This window comes from Serratia sp. HMSC15F11, from assembly GCF_001808215.1.
GTDB classification, from domain to species: Bacteria; Pseudomonadota; Gammaproteobacteria; order Enterobacterales; family Enterobacteriaceae; genus Serratia; species Serratia nevei.
Map to the genome: position 1 here is coordinate 118,862 of NZ_KV792390.1, position 21,670 is coordinate 140,531.

Sequence of the window (21,670 nt, forward strand, 5' to 3'; positions counted from 1 at the left end):
TTAACTTATGAATGGCTACTCGCCATGGCATAAGTCGATTAAGCGCGCGGCCAAGAGAAACATTGGCCATCGGTCACGGCAACAACTCATTAACATATTAACAATATAAACTTATCTCAAGTAACGGGCATGTCAAACGGCCGTTGAAAACGACGGCGGGGTGGCAAATCAGGTATTTTTCACAGAGCGCGAATGACATGAAAATAAATCAACATTATGTTTTTACTGATTTAAATAAAATTATCCTGCACTTTTTACTTTTATCGAAAAAACCAAAATGCCGTGATTTATAAACAGGTTAATAAATAAATCTTAACCTTCCCTTATAAATGGACGGTATTTCCCTTTTCATCGGCCGCATTGCCCCACCCGCTTTATTGTTTGAATCCGTTTGCTTTATCGCGGTTATGGCGCGCACGATTAACTCCATTGTGTTAATCAATAATCACGCTATGACATTATCAATGCTGAATAATAATAAAAGCGTAGGCCGTGACAGGAATCACAAACAGAACGCCCTTTAACGCCTGTGAGCGGGTTATTACCGGCGCGGCTAGCTTATGCCAACTCGATCCAACCCCGGATGGAAAAACGGCGGCATGATAAGCGGCAGGCAACCAGCAAGGAGATGAACATGACGACAGCACTGACAAAAGCCGGTTTCTGGCGCAAAACCGCCGACTCTTCATCGCTGCGTGAGCCACGCGTGCTGATTCGGGTCTACGTTGGCGAAGGCGAAATCGATCGCGCCATCGCGTTTTACGAGCAGCTGCACGGCGTAACGGCGGACATGCGCTTCGATTTTCCCGAGCATCGGCTGGTACTGGCGGCGGTGGGGCCATTTCTGATCCTGGAGGGAGCGGAAGAGCAGCTGCGCCCTTTCCGCAGCACCGTCGGCACGCTGCTGGTCGATGACATTTATCCCTATCACCAGCGGCTGCTGGCCGCCGGAGCAGAGATCTTCTTCGGCCCGGTGGAGGTGCCCACCAGCGCCTGTTTCAATGCGCGCCTGCCGGACGGCACGACCGTCGAGTATGTGCATCACCGGCCGCGTGCAGACGAATAAACCGCCTCAGGGTAGCACCGGCTTCATGGCGTAACGGCACAGATCCTTGCGCAGGCTGACCATGTAGAGCACGATCACCGCCGAGAACGGCAGGCCGCACAGCACCACCGCCGTCTGCATCGCGCTGAAACTGCCGGCATACAGCAGGCCTGCGCATACCAGCGTAGTCACCGCCGCCCAGAATACCCGCAGCCAGGCCGGCGCGTCATCATGGGCGGAGCCGCCCTGGCAGGAAAGGTTCGCTATCATCAACGTGCCGGAATCGACCGGCGTCAGGAACAGCACGAAGCTTATCACCACCACAAAGCCGGCGGTCAGCTGGGTATAGGGCAAGTATTCGAACAGTTTGAACACCGCCATCGGCGGATCGCTTTGCGCCACCTGCCCCAGGATCGCCTGCCCGCCTTCCAGCACCAGGCTGATGGCGGTATTGCCGAAGATGGACAGCCAGGCCAGCGTGAAGCCCAGCGGGATCAGCAGCACGCCGAAAATCAGTTCGCGAATGCTGCGCCCTTTGGAAATGCGCGCGATGAACAGCCCGACGAACGGCGCCCACGCCACCCACCAGGCCCAGTAGAACAGCGTCCAGGCGCCCTGCCACTGGCGCGCCTTGCCGTACAGATACATATCGAAGCTGCGGCTGACCAGCGAGGTCAGATAATCACCGAGGTTTTGCAACATGCCGTTCAGCAGATTCAGCGTCGGCCCGGCCAGAAACACGAACAGCAGCAGCAGGCACAGGAAGCCAACGTTGATGTTCGACAGCATGGCGATGCCCTTCTCGACGCCGGTGACCGCCGCCAGCGTGGCCACCACCATCATCACCACGATCAGGGCCAGCAGCACGCCGGTGCTTTGCGGAATATCGAACAGATAAAACAGCCCCGAGTTCACCAGCAGCGCGCCGATCCCCAGGTTGGTTACCATCGAGATCACCGTCACCAGAATGCCGAAACTGTCCACCAGATGACCGACGCCGCCGTGGATGCGTTCACCGAAGATCGGGTATAACGCAGAGCGCAGCGCCAGCGGCAGGCCGCGGCAATAGGCGAAATAGGCCAGCGCGGTGGCGATCAGCGCATACAGCGCCCAGCCGTGCAGCCCCCAGTGCAAAAAGGTCAGCGCCATCGCCTGTCGCGCCGCCTGCACGGTGCCGCCGCTGCCTTCCGGTGGCGACAGGAAGTGATCCAGCGGTTCATAAGCGCCGTAGTACACCAGCGCAATGCCGATGCCCGACGAGAACAGCATCGCCACCCACGAGGGATAGCTGAACTGCGGCGGTTCGTCATCCTGGCTGAGGCGAATATGGCCGAAGCGCGACAGCGCCAGCCAGAAGACGAATGCCATACAGGCGACCATCAACAGCATGTAGTACCAACCGAACACGTCGGCGACCCAGCTTTGCGCGGCGTTCAGCCACAGTTTGCTGGCGGCGGGAAACAGCACGACCAGCGATCCCAGCAGCAGGATCACCGCCGCCGAGCCGAAAAATACCGGAGCATTCAATCTGACAGGTTCTTCGTCAAGCGATGGAGGAGTTTTTGTTGTCATTGGCAGGCTTCCATGGTGCGAAAGACAGACGATTTCAATGCAACCTTCAGTTAACATTTTATCGTCATTTATTTGACATTTTTGCAGCATATAGAGTATTGATTGACCGTTCAATCAATCAAATTCAAAGTGTGATTGGCCTATCAGTTGGGGAAAATATGTACCGCAGAGATATTCCGGAGCAGCGTAAGGAGCAGCTGATTAACGCCGCCTTCGAGACCATTAACGTCGTCGGGCTGGCCGGCGTCACCCTGTCTCAGGTGGCGAAAGAAGCCGGGCTGTCGACCGGCATCGTCAGCCACTATTTTGGCGATAAAGAGGGGTTGCTGAGCGCCACCATGCGCAAAATCCTGCGCGATCTGCGCGACGCGGTGGCCGAATGCCGCGCGCAGGCGGCGAGCGACAGCCAGTCACAGCTGTTCGCCATTATCCAGGGCAACTTCCACCCCAGCCAAACCAACGCCGTGTCCATGCGCGCCTGGCTCGATTTCTGGGCCGCCAGCATGCACCAGCCGGTGCTGCGCCGCCTGCAGCGCGCCAACGATCGGCGACTCTATTCCAACATTTGCTGCCAGTTCCGCCGCGAGCTGCCGCTGCGGCAGGCGCGTGATGCCGCGCGCGGGCTGGCGGCAATGATCGATGGGCTCTGGCTGCGCGGCAGCCTGGCCGGCGACGAGACAGACCTGAAGCAGGACTGCCGCATCGCCTGCGACTACGTTGCACGGCGGCTCAATGCCGCGCAGCCGCTGGGGTAAGCGCCCTCGTCAGCGCGATTCCTGCTCTTCGCTGTACTGGGTTTGCCACATCGCGGCGTAGCGGCCGTTCGCGGCCAGCAGCGCCTCGTGCCCTCCACGCTCGACGATCTCCCCCGCCTCCAGCACGATGATCTCATCGGCCTCCACCACGGTGGAGAGCCGATGGGCGATCACCAGCGTGGTGTGGTTGCGGCTCACCTCGCGCAGGTGCCCCTGGATTTCGCGTTCGGTCTGGGTATCCAGCGCGCTGGTCGCCTCGTCGAACACCAGGATGGCCGGATTTTTCAGAATGGTGCGTGCGATCGCCACCCGCTGCTTTTCACCGCCCGACAGCTTCAGCCCGCGCTCGCCCACCCGGGTGTCGTAACCGTCGGGCAGACCGACGATAAAATCATGGATATGCGCCAGCCGCGCCGCCCGCTCGATTTCTTCATCGCTGGAGCCGGTTTTGCCGTAGCCGATGTTGTAGCGCAGCGTATCGTTGAACAGCACCGTATCCTGCGGCACGATGCCAATCGCCTGCCGCAGGCTGGCCTGGGTCAGTTGGCGAATGTCCTGGCCGTCGAGGGTAATGGCGCCGCTCTGCACATCGTAGAAGCGAAACAGCAGGCGCGACAGCGTGGACTTGCCCGCGCCGGAGGCGCCGACCACCGCCACCGTGTGGCCCGCCGGAATGGTAAAACTCACCTGTTTGAGGATCGGCCGGCGCGTGTCGTAACCGAAGCTGACCGCATCGAACCGCACTTCGCCGCGATCGAGGCGCAGCGGCTGGGCATCCGGGCTATCGACGATTTCACGCTTTTCCTGCAGCAGATCGAACATGTTCTCCATGTCGATCAGCGCCTGGCGCACCTCGGAATAAATAAAGCCGAAGAAGTTCAGCGGCTGATACAGCTGCAGCAGGTAGGCGTTGACCAGCACGAAGTCGCCGACCGTCATCGTCCCCTGCGTAATGCCCTGCGCCGCCATGGCCATCATCACGATCAGCCCGATCGAAATAATGGCGGTTTGCCCCAGGTTGATCGCCGTAAAGCTGAATTGGTTCTTGATGGCGGCGTATTCGTACAGCCGGCGCGACAGGTCGAAACGCTCGGCCTCGAACTCTTCATTGCCGAAGTACTTCACGGTCTCATAGTTCAGCAGGCTGTCGATGGATTTGCTGTTGGCGTCGGCGTTGGCCTTGTTGAGCTCGCGGCGAAAGCGGGTGCGCCAGCTGACCGCCAGCACGGTAAACAGGATGTAGCAGCCGACCGTCGTCAGGATCGCCAGCGCGAACCAGCCGTTCAGCATATGCCACATGATCGCCGTGACCAGCGTCAGCTCGAACAGGATCGGCACGATGGAGAACAGCAGCCGCGACAGCACCGTGGACACCGCCTGGGTGCCGCGCTCGATGGACAACGACAGCCCGCCGGTCTGGCGCTCCAGATGGAAGCGCAGGCTCAGCGCATGCAGCTGGCGAAACACCCGCACGCCCAGCAGGCGCGTGGCGTTCTGGCTGACGTGGATAAACATCACGTTGCGCAGCTCCTCAAACAGCGCGCCGCCCACCCGCGCCACGCCGTAGGCGACGATCAGCCCCAGCGGCACCGCCAGCATTTTCGCCGTCTCGCCGCTCAGCGCATCGACCATCGCTTTGTAGGCCAGCGGCACCAGCGTGGTGGTGACCTTGGCCGCCACCATGAACACAAAGGCCACCACCAGATACCCTCGCAGGCGCGGGTTGTCTTTCGGCCACAGGTAGGGCAGCAGGAATTTCAGCAAACGGGAACGATCCATCATGTAATATTCATCTTCTCGGTCGGGATCGCGGCACACGGCCGCGCGGGGGTTATGAGTTTAGCCTGGCCGGCGGCAAACGCCGCAGCCATCCCGTTGTCCTGCGGCGGCAACTCAGCATCATCCGTCAGGAGAAGCGGCGGCGGCTCGGGCAAAGTTCAGGCATGGAGGAGACAATCACATGACCCAGACGTATGCAAAGCGCTTTGCGCAGGTCTTTGACTATATCGACCGCCACCTGGACGAGGCACTCACCGTCGAAAAACTGAGCGAAGTGGCCCACTTTTCGCGCTTTCACTTTCAACGCCAGTTTAGCGCGTATTGCGGCATCTCGGTGTGGCGTTATATCCAGTGGATGAGGCTCAAACGCGCCTCGTACCGCCTGGCGTATAACCCGCTGGAGCCGGTGATTGACATCGCGCTGGACGCCGGTTTTCAAAACCCGGAGTCCTTCAGCCGCGCCTTCAAACAGGCGTTCAGCCAAACGCCAAGCCAGTTTCGCAAACGGCCGGCCTGGATCGATTGGCAGCAGCGCTTTCCCGAGCCGAAACACAAAAGGAAACAACCCATGAAGGTAGACATTGTCGACTTCCCGGCCACGCCGGTGGCGATGATCGAACATCGTGGCCCGTCCGCGCTGGTCAACGAAACCGCCGCGCGCTTTATCGAGTGGCGCAAAACCAGCGGCCTGTCGCCGGTCAGAAGCAGCCGTACTTTCGGCATCGCACCGCACGATCCGGCCACCACCGAAGCGCAGGACTTCCGCTTCTTCATTTGCGGCGAGGTTACTGCGCCGATCCCCGAGGACAACGCCTTCGGCGTGGTGAACAGCACGCTGCCGGCCGGGCGCTGCGCGCTGCTGCGCCATCACGGCTCACTGGATGGGCTCTCGGAAAGTGCCCATTATCTGTACCGCGAGTGGTTGCCGGCCAGCGGCGAGGAGCTGCGCGATTTTCCGCTCTATTTCCACTACCACAACTTCGTGCACGAAGTGGCGGAATATGAACTGGTGACCGATCTTTACCTGCCGCTGAAGTAACTGACATCTGGCTCCGCAAGGAGCCAGATTGACGTTAACAGGACGGCGACGAACCTTGCGGCGGCAGATAGCGCTGCGGATCGAGCGCGGTAGCGCGGTAGCGGATCTGGAAGTGCAGGAACACCGAATCGGTGCCGGTGCTGCCCATGGTGCCGATCTTCTGCCCCGCCTTCACATCCTGGCCGTTGCGCACCAGCGTGGTGTCGTTGTGCGCATAGGCGGTAATAAAGTCTTCGCCGTGCTTAATCATGATCAGGTTGCCGTAGCCGCGCAGCTGGTTGCCGACGTACACCACTTTGCCCTTGGCGGAAGCGTAGATCGGCTGGCCGCGTTTGCCGGCGATGTCGATGCCCTTGTTGCCACCATCTGAATTGGAGTAGGCCTGCACGATCCGGCCGCTGGTCGGCCAACGCCAACAGCGGGCAGCGCCCGGCGGCGGCGTTTGTTTGGCGATCGCGGCGGAAGAAGAAGAGGTTTTACGGCGCGTGGCGGCGGTTTTGGTCGGTGCGCTGCCGCTCAGCCGCAGTTTCTGCCCCACTTCCAGGCTATAAGGCGGGCGTATCTTGTTGATTCTGGCCAGATCGCTGACTTCGCTGTCGGTGATCCAGGCAATGTAGTACAGCGTATCGCCCCGTTTGACGGTGTAGGACTTGCCGGTGTAGCTGCCCTTCGGCAGTTTGTCGTAGTCGCGGTTGTAGGTGTTTTTACCCGAACATCCGGCCAACAACAGCCCCAATGTCAGACACACCGCGATGCGGCGCCACCCAGCCCATTTGCTTCCTGTGCTCAAGTCCAGTCCTCAGTCGTCGTTTCGGTTCTGATACGCGTCAGCCGCACAGTGTAACATTTGCGCCGGGTCAGTCAAAAACCCCCAGACGGTCTATGCTAAACAGGTAAGGATGACTGATTAATTACCCAACGACGATATGGAGTACTGTCATGTTGAACCTCGACCGCAATAATCTGCCCCTCCTGAGCGAAGAACTGCTCAAAAAGCAACGCACCACCCTGCTGATCATCGCCTTCCTGCTGCTGGCGGGCGGGATACTGTGCCTGGTCAATCCTTTCGCCTCCGGCGCAGCGCTGAGCATCGTGGTCGGCATCCTGCTGCTGTTGAGCGGCGCCGGGCTGATTATCGCCATGATCGCTAACCGGGCGCAGAATACCTGGCCGATGATCGGCGGCATTTTGCTGGGCGTGGCCTACCTGATTATCGGCTATGTGTTCATCACCAGCCCGCTGGCGGGCATTCTGGCGCTGGCGGTGTACCTCGCCGTGCTGTTCGCGCTCGGTGGCATCGCGCGCCTGGCGGCGGGCTACATGCGCCGCGGGCTGCCGGGCAACTGGCTGCAGTTCGTTATCGGCGTGCTCGATTTGATCATCGCCTGGATGCTGATCGGCTCAGGCCCGGCGGCATCGGTCACGCTGGTGACGGCCATCGTCGGCATCGAGATGCTGTTCAGCTCCTTTGCGCTGTTCCAGGCGGCGAATCTGTTTAAACGCGCCTGACGCTCCCGGCCCGCCACCGCGGGCCTCATCGCTTTCGTTGTTTCCAGACAAAACAAGGCGATACCCCCTCTGCTTGTCCGTGGTTATCTTCATCGGTAAGTGCCAATATAGGCGCAGACAAGGGAGCTGAAACCGATGACAATCCATTCCAACCCGTTGAACTCGCGGGAAGTCTGCCTGCAATTACGCCACTTCAATCAGGTAATCGGGCAACAATGCCGCAATATGGCGCGCCAAAAAACCACCTGCCCATGCTGCCTGACGGACATTGCCACCGGCTGCGACGCCGGTATCAAACTGTGCGGGCAACAGTTAGCCAAACCCAGCCCGCAAACCCCGTTATTCCAGCAGATTCGCAACTTGCTGCTCGATCTGCGCGCCGAAGCGAAAGGGGTTCGCCGAATCGAGACGCTTAATCGCACCAACAACGAAATATCCTGGCTGTTGCGCGAGCTGTATTTCGAGACGTTCTGAACATAAGGGCCGCGCGCCCATCGCTTAACGTCAATCGGCGCGGCTATCATCCGCGCCGAATCATGGCGACACCATTCTCATCTCCCCCTTATTCTCCCCCTTTTAGCGCGGGCGTTCATCCAGCTTTACGACCGCCGTCACACCTCGCCACCACCAAATTGCGTTGGTTATAGAGTCGTCTACAATTCAATCGAATTACCCCCTACAACATCAGAAATTATTATTATTAGAGGTGATTATGTTACAGAAACACGAAAACGTAATAAGTATGACTGTACTAAGCCCGCAAGCCACCCAACAACTGATGCCTTCGTTTTCCTCCTTGCCCCACACGCAACACGCCGACGGCAAATATCGCCTGCGCCGTTATTCGGTCGTCAAATACCTCAACCCCAACGTCGCCGAAGTGGGGCCGCGCACCTTCATGCAGTCCGATCAGATCAACCACTTCCAGGGCAACGTGGTGCGCCGCTTCGAGCCTATCGACAGCGCCGTGCTGCAGAGCGCCGGCATGGCGGAGATGTGCAACCTGTTTGCCGAAAATAACGAACTGCCGGAGGGTGCCGAGATAGAGATCCACCAAATGCGCGTGGTCGCCATCCAGAAAGATACGCTGGTGGCGCCGGAAGGCATTCACCAGGACGGTTTCGACCATATCGCCATGATCGCTATTCACCGGCACAATATCGTCGGCGGTGAAATCATGCTGTACGACGACAACCGCCACGATCCTTTCTTTAAAAAAGCGCTGGCGGACGGTGAAGCCGTGTTACTGGCGGACAGCAAACTGTGGCACAACGCCACGCCGATCAACGCCGTGAGCCCCGCAGAAGAAGGCCACTTAGATCTCTTCGTCCTCACCGCGCGGGGAGGGAAAGCATGATCTTTACGCCCGAACTCGCCCGACGCCAATTCAGCGCTCTGTCCCAGCACGTCGACGGCAAACCGGCGATCTTTTTCGACGGCCCCGGCGGCGCACAGGTTTCACGGGGCGTGCTGGAAAAAATGACGGACTACCTGGGGAAATACAACGCCAACCTGGGCGGCCACTACTTCTCCAGCCGGGTCACCGGCGAGGTGATGGGCCAGGCGCGAGAATCGGTGCGCGCCTTGTTAAATGCGCCGTCGCCCGACAATATCGTCTTCGGCATGAATATGACCACGCTGACTTTCCATCTCAGCCGCATCATCAGCCGCGACTGGCAGGCCGGCGATGAGGTCATCGTCACCGCGCTCGATCACTACGCCAACGTCTCCAGCTGGCAGCAAGCCGCCGCAGACCAAGGGGCCGTGGTGCATCAGATACCGCTGGAGGGCGCCGACTGCGCATTGGACGCCGCAAAGGTGTGTGAGCGCATCAACGCCAATACCCGCCTGGTGGCGGTCAGCTACGCTTCCAACGTCACCGGCAGCATCGTCGATATCAAAACCATCGTCGAAGCTGCGCATCGGGTCGGCGCGCAGGTGTATGTCGACGCCGTGCACTATGCACCGCACAACCTGATTGACGTGCAGGCGCTGGGCTGTGATTTCCTGGTGTGCTCCGCCTACAAGTTCTTTGGCCCGCACGTCGGCATGGCCTATATCGCGCCGCAGTGGCTGCAACGCCTACGGCCGTACAAAGTCGAGCCGGCCACCGATGTCGGCCCCGGCCGTTTCGAGACCGGCACGCAAAGCTTCGAGGCGCTGGCCGGCGTTGCGGCAGCGATCGACTATCTGGCGCAGTGGGGGACGCCGGGCGCGCCGTTAAGGCAGCGTTTGCAGGAGAGTTTCGCCGCCTACCACCGGCATGAAGAGGCGCTGTGCCGCCACTTTTTGCAACGGCTGCAGAAACTCGACGGCGTGCGGCTCTACGGCCATTCACAGGCGGACAGCACGCGCCGCACGCCAACCTTCGCCCTGACCTTCAGCGGCCAGACGCCTGACGCGATCGCCCGCCGCCTGGGGCAGCACAACATCTGCGCCGGCAGCGGGCATTTCTATGCGCTGGGCCTGATCCAGCAACTGGGGTTGCAGGACGGCGGCGTGCTGCGCATCGGCATGATGCACTACAATACCCTGGGCGAAATAGACACGCTGTTTAAGGTGATCGCCGAAGATATCCTCAGTTAACTCGCCACATCGGCCCGCTCACCTTATTGAGCGGGCCATCGCGGCACGCTGGGGGTAGAATCAAGGAGATTTTATTTTAGAAATGGATTTTTACTTTGCGAAAATATGCAGTTATCACCGCCGCATTGATGATGTCTTCCTGTGCCACGCCGGAGAAATGGGAAGCGCAAACGGCAACCCCAACGCCCCTTGAAGCGGCCAGAACCCACTGCCGGCAAGAAGCCGAACAGCGCTATCCCGTGAACCTGTCTTTGCACGCCAGCTCGCCGACCTTCTCCTCCATGACGATCAACGGCACGGAGATCCCCAACGCCGGTGGCGGCGCTTTCCCCTCGGACAGCAATGAAATGCGCAGAACAGAATTCGTTAATGCCTGCATGAAATTGGAAGGATGGGAAAATAAAAATAAGGTGACCGGACTATTGGCATTTTTATTTAACTAACGGCAACACGGAATAACTCGGAATTACCGCACTCAGGCAGCGGTAATTCCGCCCTATTGACCGGCACCGACAGCCTGACTATTTTGCTACGATATAACAGGTTACACCTCTCCTCCATTCAGGGCGATAATCAAACAAATGGAATAAATTAATTTATGAGTGAGAAAGACACCCCCCTAAAAAAGCCGCAAAGCCATATCAACAAAGCGGTATTCTTCACCTCTGCAGTCCTCATTTTTCTTCTGGTCGCGTTCGCCGCCTTTTTCCCCGACGTCGCTGACAAGAACTTCAAGCTTCTGCAGCAACAAATTTTCACCAACGCCAGCTGGTTTTATATTTTGGCCGTGGCGCTGATTTTGCTCAGCGTGACGTTTCTGGGGCTTTCCCGCTACGGCGACATCAAACTTGGCCCCGATCATGCGCAACCCGATTTTCGCTACCACTCATGGTTTGCCATGCTGTTTTCAGCGGGGATGGGCATCGGCCTGATGTTCTTCGGCGTGGCAGAACCGGTGATGCACTATCTCTCGCCACCGGTCGGCACGCCCGAGAGCGTCGAGGCGGCCAAACAGGCCATGCGCCTGACCTTTTTCCACTGGGGGCTGCACGCCTGGGCGATCTACGCCATCGTGGCGTTGATTCTGGCCTTCTTCAGCTATCGGCATGGCCTGCCGTTGACTCTGCGCTCTGCGCTTTATCCGATCATCGGCGAACGTATTTATGGCCCTATCGGCCACGCCGTCGATATCTTCGCCGTCATCGGCACCGTGTTCGGGGTCGCAACCTCGCTGGGTTATGGCGTGTTGCAGGTCAACGCCGGGCTTAACCACCTGTTTGGCGTGCCGATCAACGAAACCGTTCAGGTGATCTTGATCGTGGTAATTACCGGGCTGGCCACCATTTCGGTGGTTTCAGGGCTGGAGAAAGGCATACGCTTTCTGTCAGAGCTGAACCTCGGCCTGGCGCTGTTGCTCCTGGCCTTGGTCTTGCTGTTGGGGCCAACCGTCCTGCTGTTGAAATCCTTTGTGGAAAATACCGGCGGCTACCTGTCCGAGCTGGTCAGCAAGACGTTCAACCTGTATGCCTACGAGCCAAAATCCAGCAACTGGTTAGGCGGATGGACGCTGCTCTACTGGGGGTGGTGGCTCTCCTGGTCGCCTTTCGTCGGTATGTTCATCGCTCGGGTTTCCCGCGGCCGAACCATCCGCGAATTTGTCACGGGCGTGCTGTTCGTCCCGGCCGGCTTCACCCTCATGTGGATGACGGTGTTCGGCAACAGCGCCATTTACCTCATTATGGAACAGGGTGCGACAGACCTCGCCACTACGGTGCAGCAAGACGTGGCGTTGGCGTTGTTTAACTTCCTGGAGCATTTCCCGTTCTCCAGCGTGCTTTCGTTTATCGCCATGGCGATGGTTATCGTCTTTTTTGTCACGTCCGCCGATTCCGGCGCCATGGTCGTAGATACGCTGGCTTCGGGCGGCTCCAGCAACACGCCGGTTTGGCAACGCATTTTCTGGGCGTCGCTGATGGGCATCGTCGCCATCGCCTTGCTGATCGCCGGGGGGCTCAGCGCGCTGCAAACCGTCACCATCGCCAGCGCATTGCCGTTCTCGGCCATCTTGCTGATATCCATTTACGGCTTGCTTAAAGCGCTGCGCCGCGACCTGACGAAACGCGACAGCCAAAATATGGCCACCATCGCCCCCACCGCCGCCCGCAACCCCATTCCCTGGCAGCGCAGGCTGCGCAATATCGCCTATCTGCCAAAACGCTCGCTGGTTAAGCGCTTTATGGATGAGGTTATCCAACCGGCCATGACGCTGGTGCAGGAAGAGCTGAGTAAACAAAACACGCTCAGCAGCATCAACGCCACTGCGGAAGACCGCATTCGTTTCGAGGTCGATTTGGGCGATGAGCTTAACTTTATCTATGAAGTCAGACTGCGCGGCTACAGTTCGCCGACGTTCGCTCTGGCCGGGCTGGATAACGATGAACAGCAAGCCGAGCAGCACAAGTATTATCGCGCGGAGATCTACCTGAAAGAAGGCGGCCAGAACTACGATGTCATGGGCTGGAATCAGGAGCAGTTGATCAACGATATTCTCGACCAGTACGAAAAGCACCTGCATTTCTTGCATCTGGTGCGCTAAAGAGCGACATGCCGTCCCCAGGGGCGGCATTTTTTTGCCCCGCTTTCCTCACCACGGCGCTGATGATGCTGGTGGGATGGCGGTGAAGGGATTAGAACAAGCCAATCAATAACTTGAAAAACATAGAGTTTTCAAGTTATATCTTAACTTATACCCCCAAAGATACCCCCAAAGCACAGAGGCTTTGAATTCAAGTAATTACCTTTGTCGATAAATCAGCAGGAAGCGAGATGATAGCAAATGGCAGGCATACTCGAAAGCAGCGACACCGTTAGTATCAGACTAATTACGATTTAATAAACCCAGATCCCGGCGGGCCCTCATGATATCAATAATCGTGAGATATGGCGTTTGTTCTTGCCAGCTAAACCCTCTGCGATCGATACGAACCAGTTCGTACTTTTCCACTAGAAAGTTAATGGCATCAGCCAGCGTGATACCGGCATCGATATGTTCCTGTATAACACGTTCCTCACTGAATGGTGTGTCGTTGAGGGTGAGACCATAGTGCTGTTCCAGCAGACGTGTCAGTAACATTTGCCAGACATCCACGGGTGACAGGCAGGGCTTCGCCGCCCGCTGAGTTGTTGCAGGTTGAGATTTCATGTTTGCTCTCGTGGAAGTTATTAGCGCTGAGTGGGATAAATGGCGATATATACGTAGCCGCAACTGCCAAGGGTATCGGCTTCGCAGGTGAAACCGTTGCGGTACAGAGTGACGCAGTGGGTGTGGCGAGGATTCAGTTCACCGGTAGTCAGCATGGATTCCATCTGGCGGATAAAGTACGGAAATGCCACATCCAGCTTCCGGCATTCTGCGTCACTGAACTGGCCGGTGATGCTGGCCCGGTCAGCTAAATAATGCAGCCGGTTCCCCTCCTGTACCAGACGGGCTCCCAGGCGTGGCGTAATATCCCGCTGCAGGCCCCATGTGATGTTGCTCATTGATAACCTCCGTTATTGTCAGTTCAGGGTAATACTCATCAGGCAGGCATACGGCCCGTTGCGGTCCTGGCGACGTTCGGCGTATACCGCCAGGACACCTGAGATATCCGGCACGTCCCTGCCGGTGTAATGGCAGACGCTACCGTGCCACTGATATTTTCCACTGCAGTATCGAAAAATGCGTGAGGCCGGATGCTGGCGGTATATCGTCATTGCCCGGCGTTTACTGATAATTTTCATGTCATACCTCACAGCAGACCGTGTTCAGCGAACGAATAAATTTGCCTGCCGCCGACAATCAGGTGGTCAGGGACACGGATATCCACCAGCTGAAGTACCTGCACCAGCCGCTGCGTGAGGGTTTTGTCGGCTAGGCTGGGCGTCGTCTCGCCGGAAGGATGGTTATGCGCCAGTATCACCGCCGCCGCATTGAAGTGCAGTGCACGTTTGACTACTTCCCGGGGATGCACCTCGGTGCGGTTAATCGTGCCGGTAAAGAGCGTCTCATGGGCAATCAGTTGATTCTGGTTGTCCAGATACAATACCCGGAACTCTTCCCGCTCAAGCGCGGCCATATGCAGTCGCAGCCACTCCCGGACGGCGTGAGTGGAGGTGAAGGCCACCCCGGGCTCATGCAGATGCCGGTCAAGAATCCTCAGCGCCCGCTGAATGAGATGCCGGTCCTGTGGCGTCATCTCGCCGGGTAAAAAGGAAAGCTGTTTCATTCGTTGTTCCTCCGGTCAGTCAATGATGCGCAGAATGGCGTGGGCTTCTGGATGCTGCAGGGCGTAGTCCCGCAGGCGGTAATAGTGCGCGGTCATTGCGTCACACTCTGTACGGCAGGCATGGTGGCTGTATTCAATCAGGCAGACCGCGATACCGGCAGCGTCTGCACTCATATCTGCACCATTGCCGTTCATGCTGTTGAACAGATGCCATTTATCGTCACTGTCAGCATCAGGGGCCATAAACGCGCCGCCATTGCTGAGGGTGTAAAAGGACCAGATACCACCGCTGTAATCCGCACAGAAGCGGCCCATCCAGGCGAAAATATGCGGTTCCAGCGTTGTCCATTGTGGAATGGTGCCAAAGTGCTGCGGCCAGAAGCAGATACGCTGTTCGTCAGGTAGCTGCGTTACGGTCAGTTCAAATTCGGATTCGTTAGCAGATGCGAGGTTGTTTTGTGTCGCTGTAGTCATGGGTATATCTCCATTAATAAAAAATGCCAGCGACGATGGCTGGCGCATGGGGTAATAAAGTGGGTTCAGGAAGGTTAAATATTGGTGGTAAATGATTCGGGGTCAGCGGGTGAAAATGTCAGTGCGGATACCTGACCTGCGGATATAACGGTTAAGCCCTTCACCGGCATCCGGTTCAAAGTTCCATGCCCGCCAGACCATCCGGCCTTCGGCGTCGCGAACCACCAGGCGGAAGTGACTACCCTGGTCGTCTTCAATGCCGATGTTGCGATACCGGCGGGTAACTGCTTCGGCCTGCTGTCGGGTAAAAGGTCCCGGTGGCAGCATGTGAGATTCAGGCATTCGATGTACCTTAAAAACAAAAGCCCCTGACGCAGATGCGTCAGGGGCTGTGGGAGTGTGCATGTGTAGGGGGATTGTCAGTAACCGGTTTGCACCTTATACAGCCGTAAGGTTTTGCTGCCCCGGACAATCTTCACATACAGGGCATTATCTTTCGTGCCGCGCACAAACCCGGCCTGCACATCGCCCTTGCAGTCACCACCGTCGTAAGGAATGTTGACACCGGTCTGGTGCACCAGGTCGATAACCCCGAAGCTTAAGTCTTCACAGGCCGGGCCCGGCAGGTCCTGAATCAGGGCAAATTTATGGTCGTCGCTGACACCGGTCAGTGAGCACATGGAGGTGTTGATGTCGTTTCCCTGGCACCAGTACTCCTGGCCGGGATTGTCTTTATCCATCAGGTTTGCCGGAAGCTGAGCGGCACTGGCACTGAAGGTGGCGAGCAACAGAATGAGGGCGGATATGGCTGAAGTGATAATACTTAACATGGCATTCTTCCTGAATTAATGGGTGCCAGATGACACCCGATATATTTGCAGGGCATCTGGTGTGATTTAAAACGTCTTTAATCAGATGCTCAGCAGTTACCGGTACGGCGGCACAGTTCTTTTAGGCTTTGCTGAGAGGCCCACTGTTGCAGTTGGCGATCCTTTTCTGTCTGCCTGGCCTTAATGGCAGCCAGTTGTTGTTTATTTGTGCAGCTTTCAGGCAGCACCATCAATACACGGGGCTCCGCCTTTTTATTAACCATCTCAAGCTGCACCTGTGTATCGACGATACTGAAGTAACACCCTTTACCGTTATCCTCACCCTGGTACACCACATCAAGATCAGAAGCATATCCGCTAGCCGTTTTCAGGTTCAGGTAACGGACGGTTTTTGTTTTTTTGTCAGCTAGATACAGAGGGGTGTTATAGGCCTGGCGCAGCAAAAATGTATTCGTCCACGGATAATAACCAATGATGTCAGCCTTCAACCCAAGCGCATTGAGCATTTTCACATCATCATAGCCATTCGCAGAGGTCCAGCCGCTTTTCTTCATGTCGTACCAGTTGGTGAGACGACCGGTGACATCGTAGGCATGTGCGCTGGTCGTGAGCAGCAGGAGCCCTGTGACAGCCAGAGTAGTGAGTCTTTTTTTCATCGTGATATCCTTTTATTGCATCATATAGGCATGTTGTTGTCTGAGCAGGATTCAGGCCATAACGGCCAGAACCAGCATTGCCAGCCATACCCAGAAGTAAGCCGGTTTCTGACCGAGGGTTTTCGCCCGCCGCCACAGATAGAACGGTACCAGCCAGGCCAGTTTGCCGAACGTGGTGGTATCCACTCCGGCCTTACGCAGACGGCGTTCATCGAGATACCCTAGAGCGATATTGAGCAACAGCGTGATAAACCAGTACTGCCCACCCGAGACGGCCTCATACGCTTCCTCAAACGCCATCCCGTTCAGCCCTGCCGTCCAAAGCTCGAGCGCATAACCAATAAAAGGCGCAAATGCCAGCGTCCATACCACTCCGCCCGGAATGCGGCTCCCCGGCAGTGCTGGTGGTGTGGTGCTGTGGAGCAGCGCCGAAGCCAGCGGGGTGGCGGAGACCGGTTGCCAATCCGTCATACCCTGTCGCCACACCAGCGTGGTTGCCGTCAGTTCACCGCGCACAATCAGGCCAGTGATGTCGTCTTCGGTCACATTGTCGTGACGTATGCCATTTTTTTCGTAATGCCAGGTCATAGCTTTTCCTTCTTAACAGAGGTTATTAAAATGAAGTCCATCCCGATTCCCCGTTATCAGCAACCTGTGACAAAACTTCATGGATGAAACTGAAGTGCGGAAGAGCCCGGATAAAGCCCGCCTGTGTGGTTAGCTGGCTGAGACGTTTTTTCGGGATAAAAGTGGTATTGAGGACCGTTACTGCATGAATGGCCGTCAGAGGATGCACGGTGATATGCCCGTTAAGTTCACCGGTGAGGTACCAGCAGCCGTCGAGTGATATCAGGCGGTACGGGGCCAGTCCGTCACAGCGCTCTCCCTCAGCCAGCAACAGTACCCGCTGGCAGGCGGTAATGGCACTGACGAGACGGTAGAACACCAGTGAGATGGCGGGTGACACAGACTGTGGTGGCTGCCACACCAGACAGGGCATCCCTCCTGCTGTGAGCAGCATGCCCGCCAGACGCCGGTCCAGCCCCGGAAAGATATCGGCCAGTCCGGACCGGTGAGCAAAGGTCAGCGCATCCAGCTCGCCCTGTACGCCCCCGCCGGTGCTGCGCAGGCGACATTGCCCCCGTCGATACTCAAGGTCGAGGTACATGAGCCGTTCGCGAAAATCCCGTCGCAGGGTACGGACTGACACACCAAACTCTGCAGCCAGCCGCGCCATGTTCAGCGTTTCACCGGCAACCAGGCGGCTGATTATCAGTGACAGCCTGACAGCCAGCCGGTCATGACGGCGCTCTGCCTGTGTCATCTCGGATCTCCGTAATAATTAACTGACTGAATATGAAATGATTCTAAAGAGGGGGGCGGACAGGGTATGGACATGGAATGAACTATTTTTTATCTGCCACCGGAGGCAGGCCCGACGCGGTACTCCGTGGAATGCGGTGATAAAACACTCAATCCAATGGAGGTAAAACGGACAAGGAGTGTCCCTTCCTAACATATTGATAACAAGCTCAGGACTGAAACCCACTCAGCATCGCTTCCGCCATCACCCAGAGAGCCCGGTTGAGCTTCACATCACCGTCAATACCGCGCACCGCACGGGTATGCGTTCGTCCGCCTTTCGCACTCCGTCCACTGAGCCCGCCCTTAATCAGGTTCTCCTGAATACGCTGGTATGTGGTCCACAGATCATTGCTCTCATCCTGCCAGCGGCGTGGGGAGAGTATCTGAGGTGCTGTCACCGGCTGGTGGTCCTCACCGAAGCGGTACGTCAGTGCAGCCTGTGCCAGAGCCTGTTGTGCCGGCGGGGGCAGCATCAGCGACTGCATGGCATCACGTTTTTCTTCCACACGGTCAAAGATCCCCAGTACTTCATAAGCCCCCTCAATCACCTGACTCACCACATCTCCTTTGTGCGGCACCCGTACCTCGCCAAACGACTCACCGCAGACGAGGCCGTTCTGACATACCGCACGGAATAATCCCGGCAACATCTGATACGAGCTGGTGCCATCATGGGAGTTGAGCAGAATAATTTCCGGCACCTGTTTGCCGATAATTTGCCCCTCCCGACGCAGGCGCAGCATATGCTTTGTATGCTCACGACGCCCTGGGTCACGCACTCGGGTCTGGCAGGCAAAGAAGGGCTGAAAGCCTTCGCGCTGCAGACTGTCCAGCAGGGATATGGTGGGTATGTAGGTGTATTTTTCACTACGTGACTCGTGTTTGTCCTCACTGAACACACTGGGTACCACGCGATACAGCTCTTCACGGGTTAGCGGACGATCACGACGAATAAGGTTTGCTGCGCCAAAGCGCGAAGCCAGACGGGTCATAAGCAGACTCCTTGTTGATTCAGAAAACAGATAAAAGAAAGCCCTGTCGCACAGTGGCGACAGGGCTCTGGAAGTACTGGAACAGAAAAGGGTTAAACTCTCAGAAGAAGAAATCCCAGACGGCGCGAACCGTGCTCACTACCATATCGCGCACACTGAGAATAAGCGATTTCACCGGCTCCGGCACAAAAGGCAGCGAAGCAACTGCATCAACAACCTCACCTGCAGCTTCACCAAAACGGTCCCGGGCCTGCGACTTTACAGGCTCGCTGCGCAACTTATCATGCAGCTGAGCGCTAAGCGGGCTACTGGCACGGGCTGGCAGGCTGCGCATCATTGTTTCCACCAGTGACCCGAGCCCCCATCCCGTTCGTGCTGACACGGCGCGTAACGGATGTGATGGTGTAAATAACTGGCGGATATCACTGAGCTTGAGACTGAGATTGATTTTCTGGTGAGAGGATGGAGAGCCGCTGGTAGCATTCCATTGCTGGCAGGGCTCCAGCTTGTCGACCTGGTTTACCACAAACAATACCTTATGCCGGTGAGTGCCAATAACCTCGCGGTAAAAACGCTCATCCACCGACAACGCCCGGTCATCGGCTTTAATCACCCACAACACCAGGTCCAGTTGCGGCAACTGACGCCGGTACAGCGCCCGATATTCCCGGTCGCGGACCTCACTTTCACCGACACCCGGCAGGTCTATTAGCACCATGCTGTGCCGCCCGACTTGCAACCGGCAGCGCAGGGGCTCACGGGTACAGGCCGACACATCACTGACCGGGGACATTTCTCCGGCAAACAGCGCATTACACAACGATGATTTACCCGCTCCGGTTTTACCCATCACACCAATCACCGGCTCGTAATTTATCAGCTTGCTGATATGCGCCAGAATGTGTTTTCTGACTGTATCGGGTAGCGTAGCAACAGACTGCGTGACACCCTGCAGGCCATCGTGTTCATTCATGAAGTCACCTCTGACAGATAAAAGAAAACCCGCGAGGAACACAGCAATTCTCGTGGGTTTAGGGGGATGGTCATGCCGATAATATCTGTCTGAGATTATTTGGAATGAGAGGGCGTTATTTAGTTAAAATAAATACAACACCCATGAAACATGTGTGCATCTAAAATTTCAACCTTTATCACTCTTTATAATTTCAGAATATTTATGCTCAAGAAGATTCACCATAATTTCCGTTTCCGATACACCATAATGATTCGACAATTTGAAAAGCTGTTTTTTTGATTTAGTAGGTAATTTTAAAGCATCGACGCCAGTTTTAGATTTCTTCCTTCGAAGTTGCTGACCCCAGGCTTTTTCAAGCTCATCCATCAATACTGCTTTGTGTTTCTGGGGAGCAGTAGGTGACTCCGTTAACACAAGAAATTGCTGACTTACTTTTTTACGACTCCTCTTCAACTCTTCAAGCTGCGCATTCGTCCAGCCATTCCAGAAATCAAAAGTTGCGCAGATAAAATACCAACGCTGGTAATTATTAAGAGGATTAAGTGGGGGCGAAACACCTTTGTTTTTCATTGTTTCCCATACCCACACACATTGCTCCTCATTTTTAATGTCCATCCATGAAAAAACTTCTGGAAAATCTGCGTAAACTTTAGACCATGCATCATTTATTTTTGTTGTCAAACTGGCGATATTCTTTGCATCTAAATATAAAAATGTATTTGTAACGAATCTAATAATATTTTCGACACCCTTTACATGTGCAACAAAGTTTGGGAAGAAAACACCATTGGCGGGTTTATTTTTTAACGTAGAAGGTTGAAGTATCCTGATAAGTTCATCTAAATCACCCTCCAGAGTTTCTTGCTTATCGGAGGCTAACAACAACAAGCTGTTTTGTGGTTCTGATGTCTCTGCGTCTGGTTTATTTTCGGGAACATCAAGATTGAAGTCCGATGTCATCACTCCTAATGAGGCCACCCCATCCCCCTGATGGACTGATGGTTTTTCACTTATGGTCAGGTCAAATTTAACTGTACCGAGTGCCTCTGCTGAAAATGGATCAACAAAGCTTTTAGCTACCTTTTGAGCGCACTTATCTATGGTGTTTTCGCCATATAGAGCCAGATAAAAAAAATAAAAAAATGCTGCCCGGGGTTCTTTATTTAGCCATTTTAGCTTGTTTTTTAACCACGAGTGCTTTTCTGAAAATTGCTTATCTAGCCTGATGTACTCTTTTTCGACACGCTCTTTTTCCCATGCGCGGCTTTCTTCAGCGTAACCCTTCCTGTCTTCGTTCATTTTTTCACCAATTGCTGTGATTGATTTTGATTATCTTACGTATTAAAACCGTAAAAAAACAATAGAAATAATGACTAATAATTGATTTAAAGTTAAATAAAAAACAAAACAAAAACGTAGTAAAAACGTAGGGTAAATTCAGATGTTAAAAATAAAAAATCAATGAGTTACAAGCATGTCATGTGATAAACCAACAGGATAATACCATGTCAATGCAAGCATCTATTTTGTCAGGCAGAAGAAACATTACAAGTCATCATCTTTCTCAGGTAGCGCAGGCTACAGGTCACTGAATCTGACATTTAACGAAACGGCTTCATCAACTCGCAGGTAAAACACGAAGTCACAAATGATCGCCGCTGCTTTTTACAACTGCACCGGTACCTATGCAGAGTTGAGCAGCACCTCGTGGTCACTGGTCATCGCCGTGATACATCATGCTTTGCTTCGATTATTTAACGGTAGTCAACCACTGTACTTCTCTGTTGACAGAGAGGTGGGTATTTTCAGCTGACAGAGGTATACGTA

General features: G+C 55.7%; 25 protein-coding genes. 9 read left to right on the top strand and 16 right to left on the bottom strand.

What is annotated here, in order from left to right:
* The first annotated feature begins 634 nt into the window (after window positions 1-634).
* Window positions 635-1,066, top strand: coding sequence for a VOC family protein (locus HMPREF3138_RS01355; RefSeq protein ID WP_070558759.1), 432 nt, complete (start codon window positions 635-637; stop codon window positions 1,064-1,066).
* A gap of 6 nt (window positions 1,067-1,072) precedes the next feature.
* Here HMPREF3138_RS01355 and HMPREF3138_RS01360 read toward each other — a convergent pair whose 3' ends face one another.
* Entirely contained in the window at window positions 1,073-2,617 is a 1,545-nt protein-coding gene (locus HMPREF3138_RS01360) for a BCCT family transporter (protein ID WP_049193869.1), read from the bottom strand.
* A 158-nt stretch (window positions 2,618-2,775) separates the two neighbouring features.
* Between HMPREF3138_RS01360 and betI the strand changes: the two genes are divergently transcribed.
* Window positions 2,776-3,372, top strand: a complete 597-nt coding sequence (betI, locus tag HMPREF3138_RS01365; RefSeq protein WP_047729952.1) for a transcriptional regulator BetI — start codon at window positions 2,776-2,778, stop codon at window positions 3,370-3,372.
* Between the two features lie 9 nt (window positions 3,373-3,381).
* Here betI and HMPREF3138_RS01370 read toward each other — a convergent pair whose 3' ends face one another.
* Window positions 3,382-5,151 (bottom strand): ABCB family ABC transporter ATP-binding protein/permease, encoded by a 1,770-nt coding sequence (locus tag HMPREF3138_RS01370; RefSeq protein ID WP_047730851.1) that lies wholly within the window; start codon window positions 5,149-5,151, stop codon window positions 3,382-3,384.
* 181 nt (window positions 5,152-5,332) lie between these two features.
* On the opposite strand from HMPREF3138_RS01370, the gene HMPREF3138_RS01375 reads away from it, so the two are divergent.
* Window positions 5,333-6,190 carry an AraC family transcriptional regulator gene (locus HMPREF3138_RS01375; RefSeq protein WP_047729951.1) on the top strand — a complete coding sequence of 286 codons (858 nt, stop codon included), beginning with the start codon at window positions 5,333-5,335 and terminating at the stop codon, window positions 6,188-6,190.
* Window positions 6,191-6,224: 34 nt separating this feature from the next.
* On the opposite strand, the gene actS is transcribed toward HMPREF3138_RS01375, so the two are convergent.
* The gene (gene actS / locus HMPREF3138_RS01380; RefSeq protein ID WP_048234629.1) at window positions 6,225-6,980 is read right to left on the bottom strand and encodes an amidase activator ActS; all 756 of its coding nucleotides are present in this window, start codon (window positions 6,978-6,980) and stop codon (window positions 6,225-6,227) included.
* A gap of 149 nt (window positions 6,981-7,129) precedes the next feature.
* Here actS and HMPREF3138_RS01385 point away from each other — a divergent pair, with 149 nt between their 5' ends.
* From HMPREF3138_RS01385 to HMPREF3138_RS01410, 6 genes are all read left to right on the top strand, one after another.
* Window positions 7,130-7,699 (top strand): HdeD family acid-resistance protein, encoded by a 570-nt coding sequence (locus HMPREF3138_RS01385; RefSeq protein WP_048234630.1) that lies wholly within the window; start codon window positions 7,130-7,132, stop codon window positions 7,697-7,699.
* 135 nt (window positions 7,700-7,834) lie between these two features.
* Complete coding sequence (locus tag HMPREF3138_RS01390) at window positions 7,835-8,173, top strand: hypothetical protein (RefSeq protein ID WP_048234631.1); 339 nt, start codon at window positions 7,835-7,837, stop codon at window positions 8,171-8,173.
* A gap of 268 nt (window positions 8,174-8,441) precedes the next feature.
* A complete protein-coding gene (locus tag HMPREF3138_RS01395; protein WP_230122638.1) occupies window positions 8,442-9,056 on the top strand; it encodes a 2OG-Fe dioxygenase family protein in 615 nt (204 codons plus the stop codon).
* Window positions 9,053-10,285 carry a cysteine desulfurase-like protein gene (locus HMPREF3138_RS01400; protein WP_049193877.1) on the top strand — a complete coding sequence of 411 codons (1,233 nt, stop codon included), beginning with the start codon at window positions 9,053-9,055 and terminating at the stop codon, window positions 10,283-10,285. The genes HMPREF3138_RS01395 and HMPREF3138_RS01400 overlap by 4 nt, the downstream gene beginning before the upstream one ends.
* A gap of 128 nt (window positions 10,286-10,413) precedes the next feature.
* Entirely contained in the window at window positions 10,414-10,728 is a 315-nt protein-coding gene (locus HMPREF3138_RS01405; protein ID WP_047730850.1) for a hypothetical protein, read from the top strand.
* A gap of 155 nt (window positions 10,729-10,883) precedes the next feature.
* Window positions 10,884-12,881, top strand: a complete 1,998-nt coding sequence (locus tag HMPREF3138_RS01410; protein WP_047729946.1) for a BCCT family transporter — start codon at window positions 10,884-10,886, stop codon at window positions 12,879-12,881.
* 282 nt (window positions 12,882-13,163) lie between these two features.
* Here HMPREF3138_RS01410 and HMPREF3138_RS01415 read toward each other — a convergent pair whose 3' ends face one another.
* From HMPREF3138_RS01415 to HMPREF3138_RS01470, 13 genes are all read right to left on the bottom strand, one after another.
* Window positions 13,164-13,487 (bottom strand): TA system toxin CbtA family protein, encoded by a 324-nt coding sequence (locus tag HMPREF3138_RS01415; protein WP_048997879.1) that lies wholly within the window; start codon window positions 13,485-13,487, stop codon window positions 13,164-13,166.
* 20 nt (window positions 13,488-13,507) lie between these two features.
* Entirely contained in the window at window positions 13,508-13,825 is a 318-nt protein-coding gene (locus HMPREF3138_RS01420; protein WP_048997880.1) for a type IV toxin-antitoxin system YeeU family antitoxin, read from the bottom strand.
* An 18-nt stretch (window positions 13,826-13,843) separates the two neighbouring features.
* Entirely contained in the window at window positions 13,844-14,065 is a 222-nt protein-coding gene (locus HMPREF3138_RS24960) for a DUF987 domain-containing protein (RefSeq protein WP_048997881.1), read from the bottom strand.
* An 8-nt stretch (window positions 14,066-14,073) separates the two neighbouring features.
* Window positions 14,074-14,550, bottom strand: coding sequence for a JAB domain-containing protein (locus tag HMPREF3138_RS01425; RefSeq protein ID WP_049016517.1), 477 nt, complete (start codon window positions 14,548-14,550; stop codon window positions 14,074-14,076).
* Window positions 14,551-14,565: 15 nt separating this feature from the next.
* The gene (locus HMPREF3138_RS01430; protein ID WP_049016518.1) at window positions 14,566-15,024 is read right to left on the bottom strand and encodes an antirestriction protein; all 459 of its coding nucleotides are present in this window, start codon (window positions 15,022-15,024) and stop codon (window positions 14,566-14,568) included.
* A 102-nt stretch (window positions 15,025-15,126) separates the two neighbouring features.
* On the bottom strand, window positions 15,127-15,366 hold the full coding sequence (locus HMPREF3138_RS01435; protein ID WP_048998188.1) for a DUF905 domain-containing protein: 240 nt from the start codon (window positions 15,364-15,366) through the stop codon (window positions 15,127-15,129).
* Between the two features lie 77 nt (window positions 15,367-15,443).
* A complete protein-coding gene (locus tag HMPREF3138_RS01440) occupies window positions 15,444-15,854 on the bottom strand; it encodes a hypothetical protein (RefSeq protein ID WP_048998189.1) in 411 nt (136 codons plus the stop codon).
* An 89-nt stretch (window positions 15,855-15,943) separates the two neighbouring features.
* Window positions 15,944-16,510: a hypothetical protein gene (locus HMPREF3138_RS01445; RefSeq protein WP_048998190.1), complete on the bottom strand. Its 567-nt coding sequence runs from the start codon at window positions 16,508-16,510 to the stop codon at window positions 15,944-15,946.
* A gap of 51 nt (window positions 16,511-16,561) precedes the next feature.
* Window positions 16,562-17,098 carry a DUF4339 domain-containing protein gene (locus tag HMPREF3138_RS01450; protein ID WP_048998191.1) on the bottom strand — a complete coding sequence of 179 codons (537 nt, stop codon included), beginning with the start codon at window positions 17,096-17,098 and terminating at the stop codon, window positions 16,562-16,564.
* Between the two features lie 25 nt (window positions 17,099-17,123).
* Complete coding sequence (locus tag HMPREF3138_RS01455; RefSeq protein ID WP_048998192.1) at window positions 17,124-17,834, bottom strand: DeoR family transcriptional regulator; 711 nt, start codon at window positions 17,832-17,834, stop codon at window positions 17,124-17,126.
* Window positions 17,835-18,042: 208 nt separating this feature from the next.
* Entirely contained in the window at window positions 18,043-18,867 is an 825-nt protein-coding gene (locus tag HMPREF3138_RS01460; protein ID WP_048998193.1) for a DUF932 domain-containing protein, read from the bottom strand.
* Between the two features lie 100 nt (window positions 18,868-18,967).
* Window positions 18,968-19,840 (bottom strand): GTPase family protein, encoded by an 873-nt coding sequence (locus tag HMPREF3138_RS01465; RefSeq protein ID WP_049016519.1) that lies wholly within the window; start codon window positions 19,838-19,840, stop codon window positions 18,968-18,970.
* Window positions 19,841-20,008: 168 nt separating this feature from the next.
* On the bottom strand, window positions 20,009-21,142 hold the full coding sequence (locus HMPREF3138_RS01470) for a hypothetical protein (RefSeq protein ID WP_048998195.1): 1,134 nt from the start codon (window positions 21,140-21,142) through the stop codon (window positions 20,009-20,011).
* Window positions 21,143-21,670 lie beyond the last annotated feature (528 nt).

What these genes read in the sequence shown, in the direction of transcription:
- HMPREF3138_RS01355 (WP_070558759.1), top strand. Translation starts at nt 635, where the DNA reads ATGACGACAGCACTGACAAAAGCCGGTTTCTGGCGCAAAACCGCCGAC.
- HMPREF3138_RS01360 (WP_049193869.1), bottom strand. Translation starts at nt 2,617, where the DNA reads ATGACAACAAAAACTCCTCCATCGCTTGACGAAGAACCTGTCAGATTG.
- betI (WP_047729952.1), top strand. Translation starts at nt 2,776, where the DNA reads ATGTACCGCAGAGATATTCCGGAGCAGCGTAAGGAGCAGCTGATTAAC.
- HMPREF3138_RS01370 (WP_047730851.1), bottom strand. Translation starts at nt 5,151, where the DNA reads ATGGATCGTTCCCGTTTGCTGAAATTCCTGCTGCCCTACCTGTGGCCG.
- HMPREF3138_RS01375 (WP_047729951.1), top strand. Translation starts at nt 5,333, where the DNA reads ATGACCCAGACGTATGCAAAGCGCTTTGCGCAGGTCTTTGACTATATC.
- HMPREF3138_RS01385 (WP_048234630.1), top strand. Translation starts at nt 7,130, where the DNA reads ATGTTGAACCTCGACCGCAATAATCTGCCCCTCCTGAGCGAAGAACTG.
- HMPREF3138_RS01390 (WP_048234631.1), top strand. Translation starts at nt 7,835, where the DNA reads ATGACAATCCATTCCAACCCGTTGAACTCGCGGGAAGTCTGCCTGCAA.
- HMPREF3138_RS01395 (WP_230122638.1), top strand. Translation starts at nt 8,442, where the DNA reads ATGACTGTACTAAGCCCGCAAGCCACCCAACAACTGATGCCTTCGTTT.
- HMPREF3138_RS01400 (WP_049193877.1), top strand. Translation starts at nt 9,053, where the DNA reads ATGATCTTTACGCCCGAACTCGCCCGACGCCAATTCAGCGCTCTGTCC.
- HMPREF3138_RS01405 (WP_047730850.1), top strand. Translation starts at nt 10,414, where the DNA reads ATGATGTCTTCCTGTGCCACGCCGGAGAAATGGGAAGCGCAAACGGCA.
- HMPREF3138_RS01410 (WP_047729946.1), top strand. Translation starts at nt 10,884, where the DNA reads ATGAGTGAGAAAGACACCCCCCTAAAAAAGCCGCAAAGCCATATCAAC.
- HMPREF3138_RS01415 (WP_048997879.1), bottom strand. Translation starts at nt 13,487, where the DNA reads ATGAAATCTCAACCTGCAACAACTCAGCGGGCGGCGAAGCCCTGCCTG.
- HMPREF3138_RS01420 (WP_048997880.1), bottom strand. Translation starts at nt 13,825, where the DNA reads ATGAGCAACATCACATGGGGCCTGCAGCGGGATATTACGCCACGCCTG.
- HMPREF3138_RS24960 (WP_048997881.1), bottom strand. Translation starts at nt 14,065, where the DNA reads ATGAAAATTATCAGTAAACGCCGGGCAATGACGATATACCGCCAGCAT.
- HMPREF3138_RS01425 (WP_049016517.1), bottom strand. Translation starts at nt 14,550, where the DNA reads ATGAAACAGCTTTCCTTTTTACCCGGCGAGATGACGCCACAGGACCGG.
- HMPREF3138_RS01430 (WP_049016518.1), bottom strand. Translation starts at nt 15,024, where the DNA reads ATGACTACAGCGACACAAAACAACCTCGCATCTGCTAACGAATCCGAA.
- HMPREF3138_RS01435 (WP_048998188.1), bottom strand. Translation starts at nt 15,366, where the DNA reads ATGCCTGAATCTCACATGCTGCCACCGGGACCTTTTACCCGACAGCAG.
- HMPREF3138_RS01440 (WP_048998189.1), bottom strand. Translation starts at nt 15,854, where the DNA reads ATGTTAAGTATTATCACTTCAGCCATATCCGCCCTCATTCTGTTGCTC.
- HMPREF3138_RS01445 (WP_048998190.1), bottom strand. Translation starts at nt 16,510, where the DNA reads ATGAAAAAAAGACTCACTACTCTGGCTGTCACAGGGCTCCTGCTGCTC.
- HMPREF3138_RS01450 (WP_048998191.1), bottom strand. Translation starts at nt 17,098, where the DNA reads ATGACCTGGCATTACGAAAAAAATGGCATACGTCACGACAATGTGACC.
- HMPREF3138_RS01455 (WP_048998192.1), bottom strand. Translation starts at nt 17,834, where the DNA reads ATGACACAGGCAGAGCGCCGTCATGACCGGCTGGCTGTCAGGCTGTCA.
- HMPREF3138_RS01460 (WP_048998193.1), bottom strand. Translation starts at nt 18,867, where the DNA reads ATGACCCGTCTGGCTTCGCGCTTTGGCGCAGCAAACCTTATTCGTCGT.
- HMPREF3138_RS01465 (WP_049016519.1), bottom strand. Translation starts at nt 19,840, where the DNA reads ATGAATGAACACGATGGCCTGCAGGGTGTCACGCAGTCTGTTGCTACG.
- HMPREF3138_RS01470 (WP_048998195.1), bottom strand. Translation starts at nt 21,142, where the DNA reads ATGAACGAAGACAGGAAGGGTTACGCTGAAGAAAGCCGCGCATGGGAA.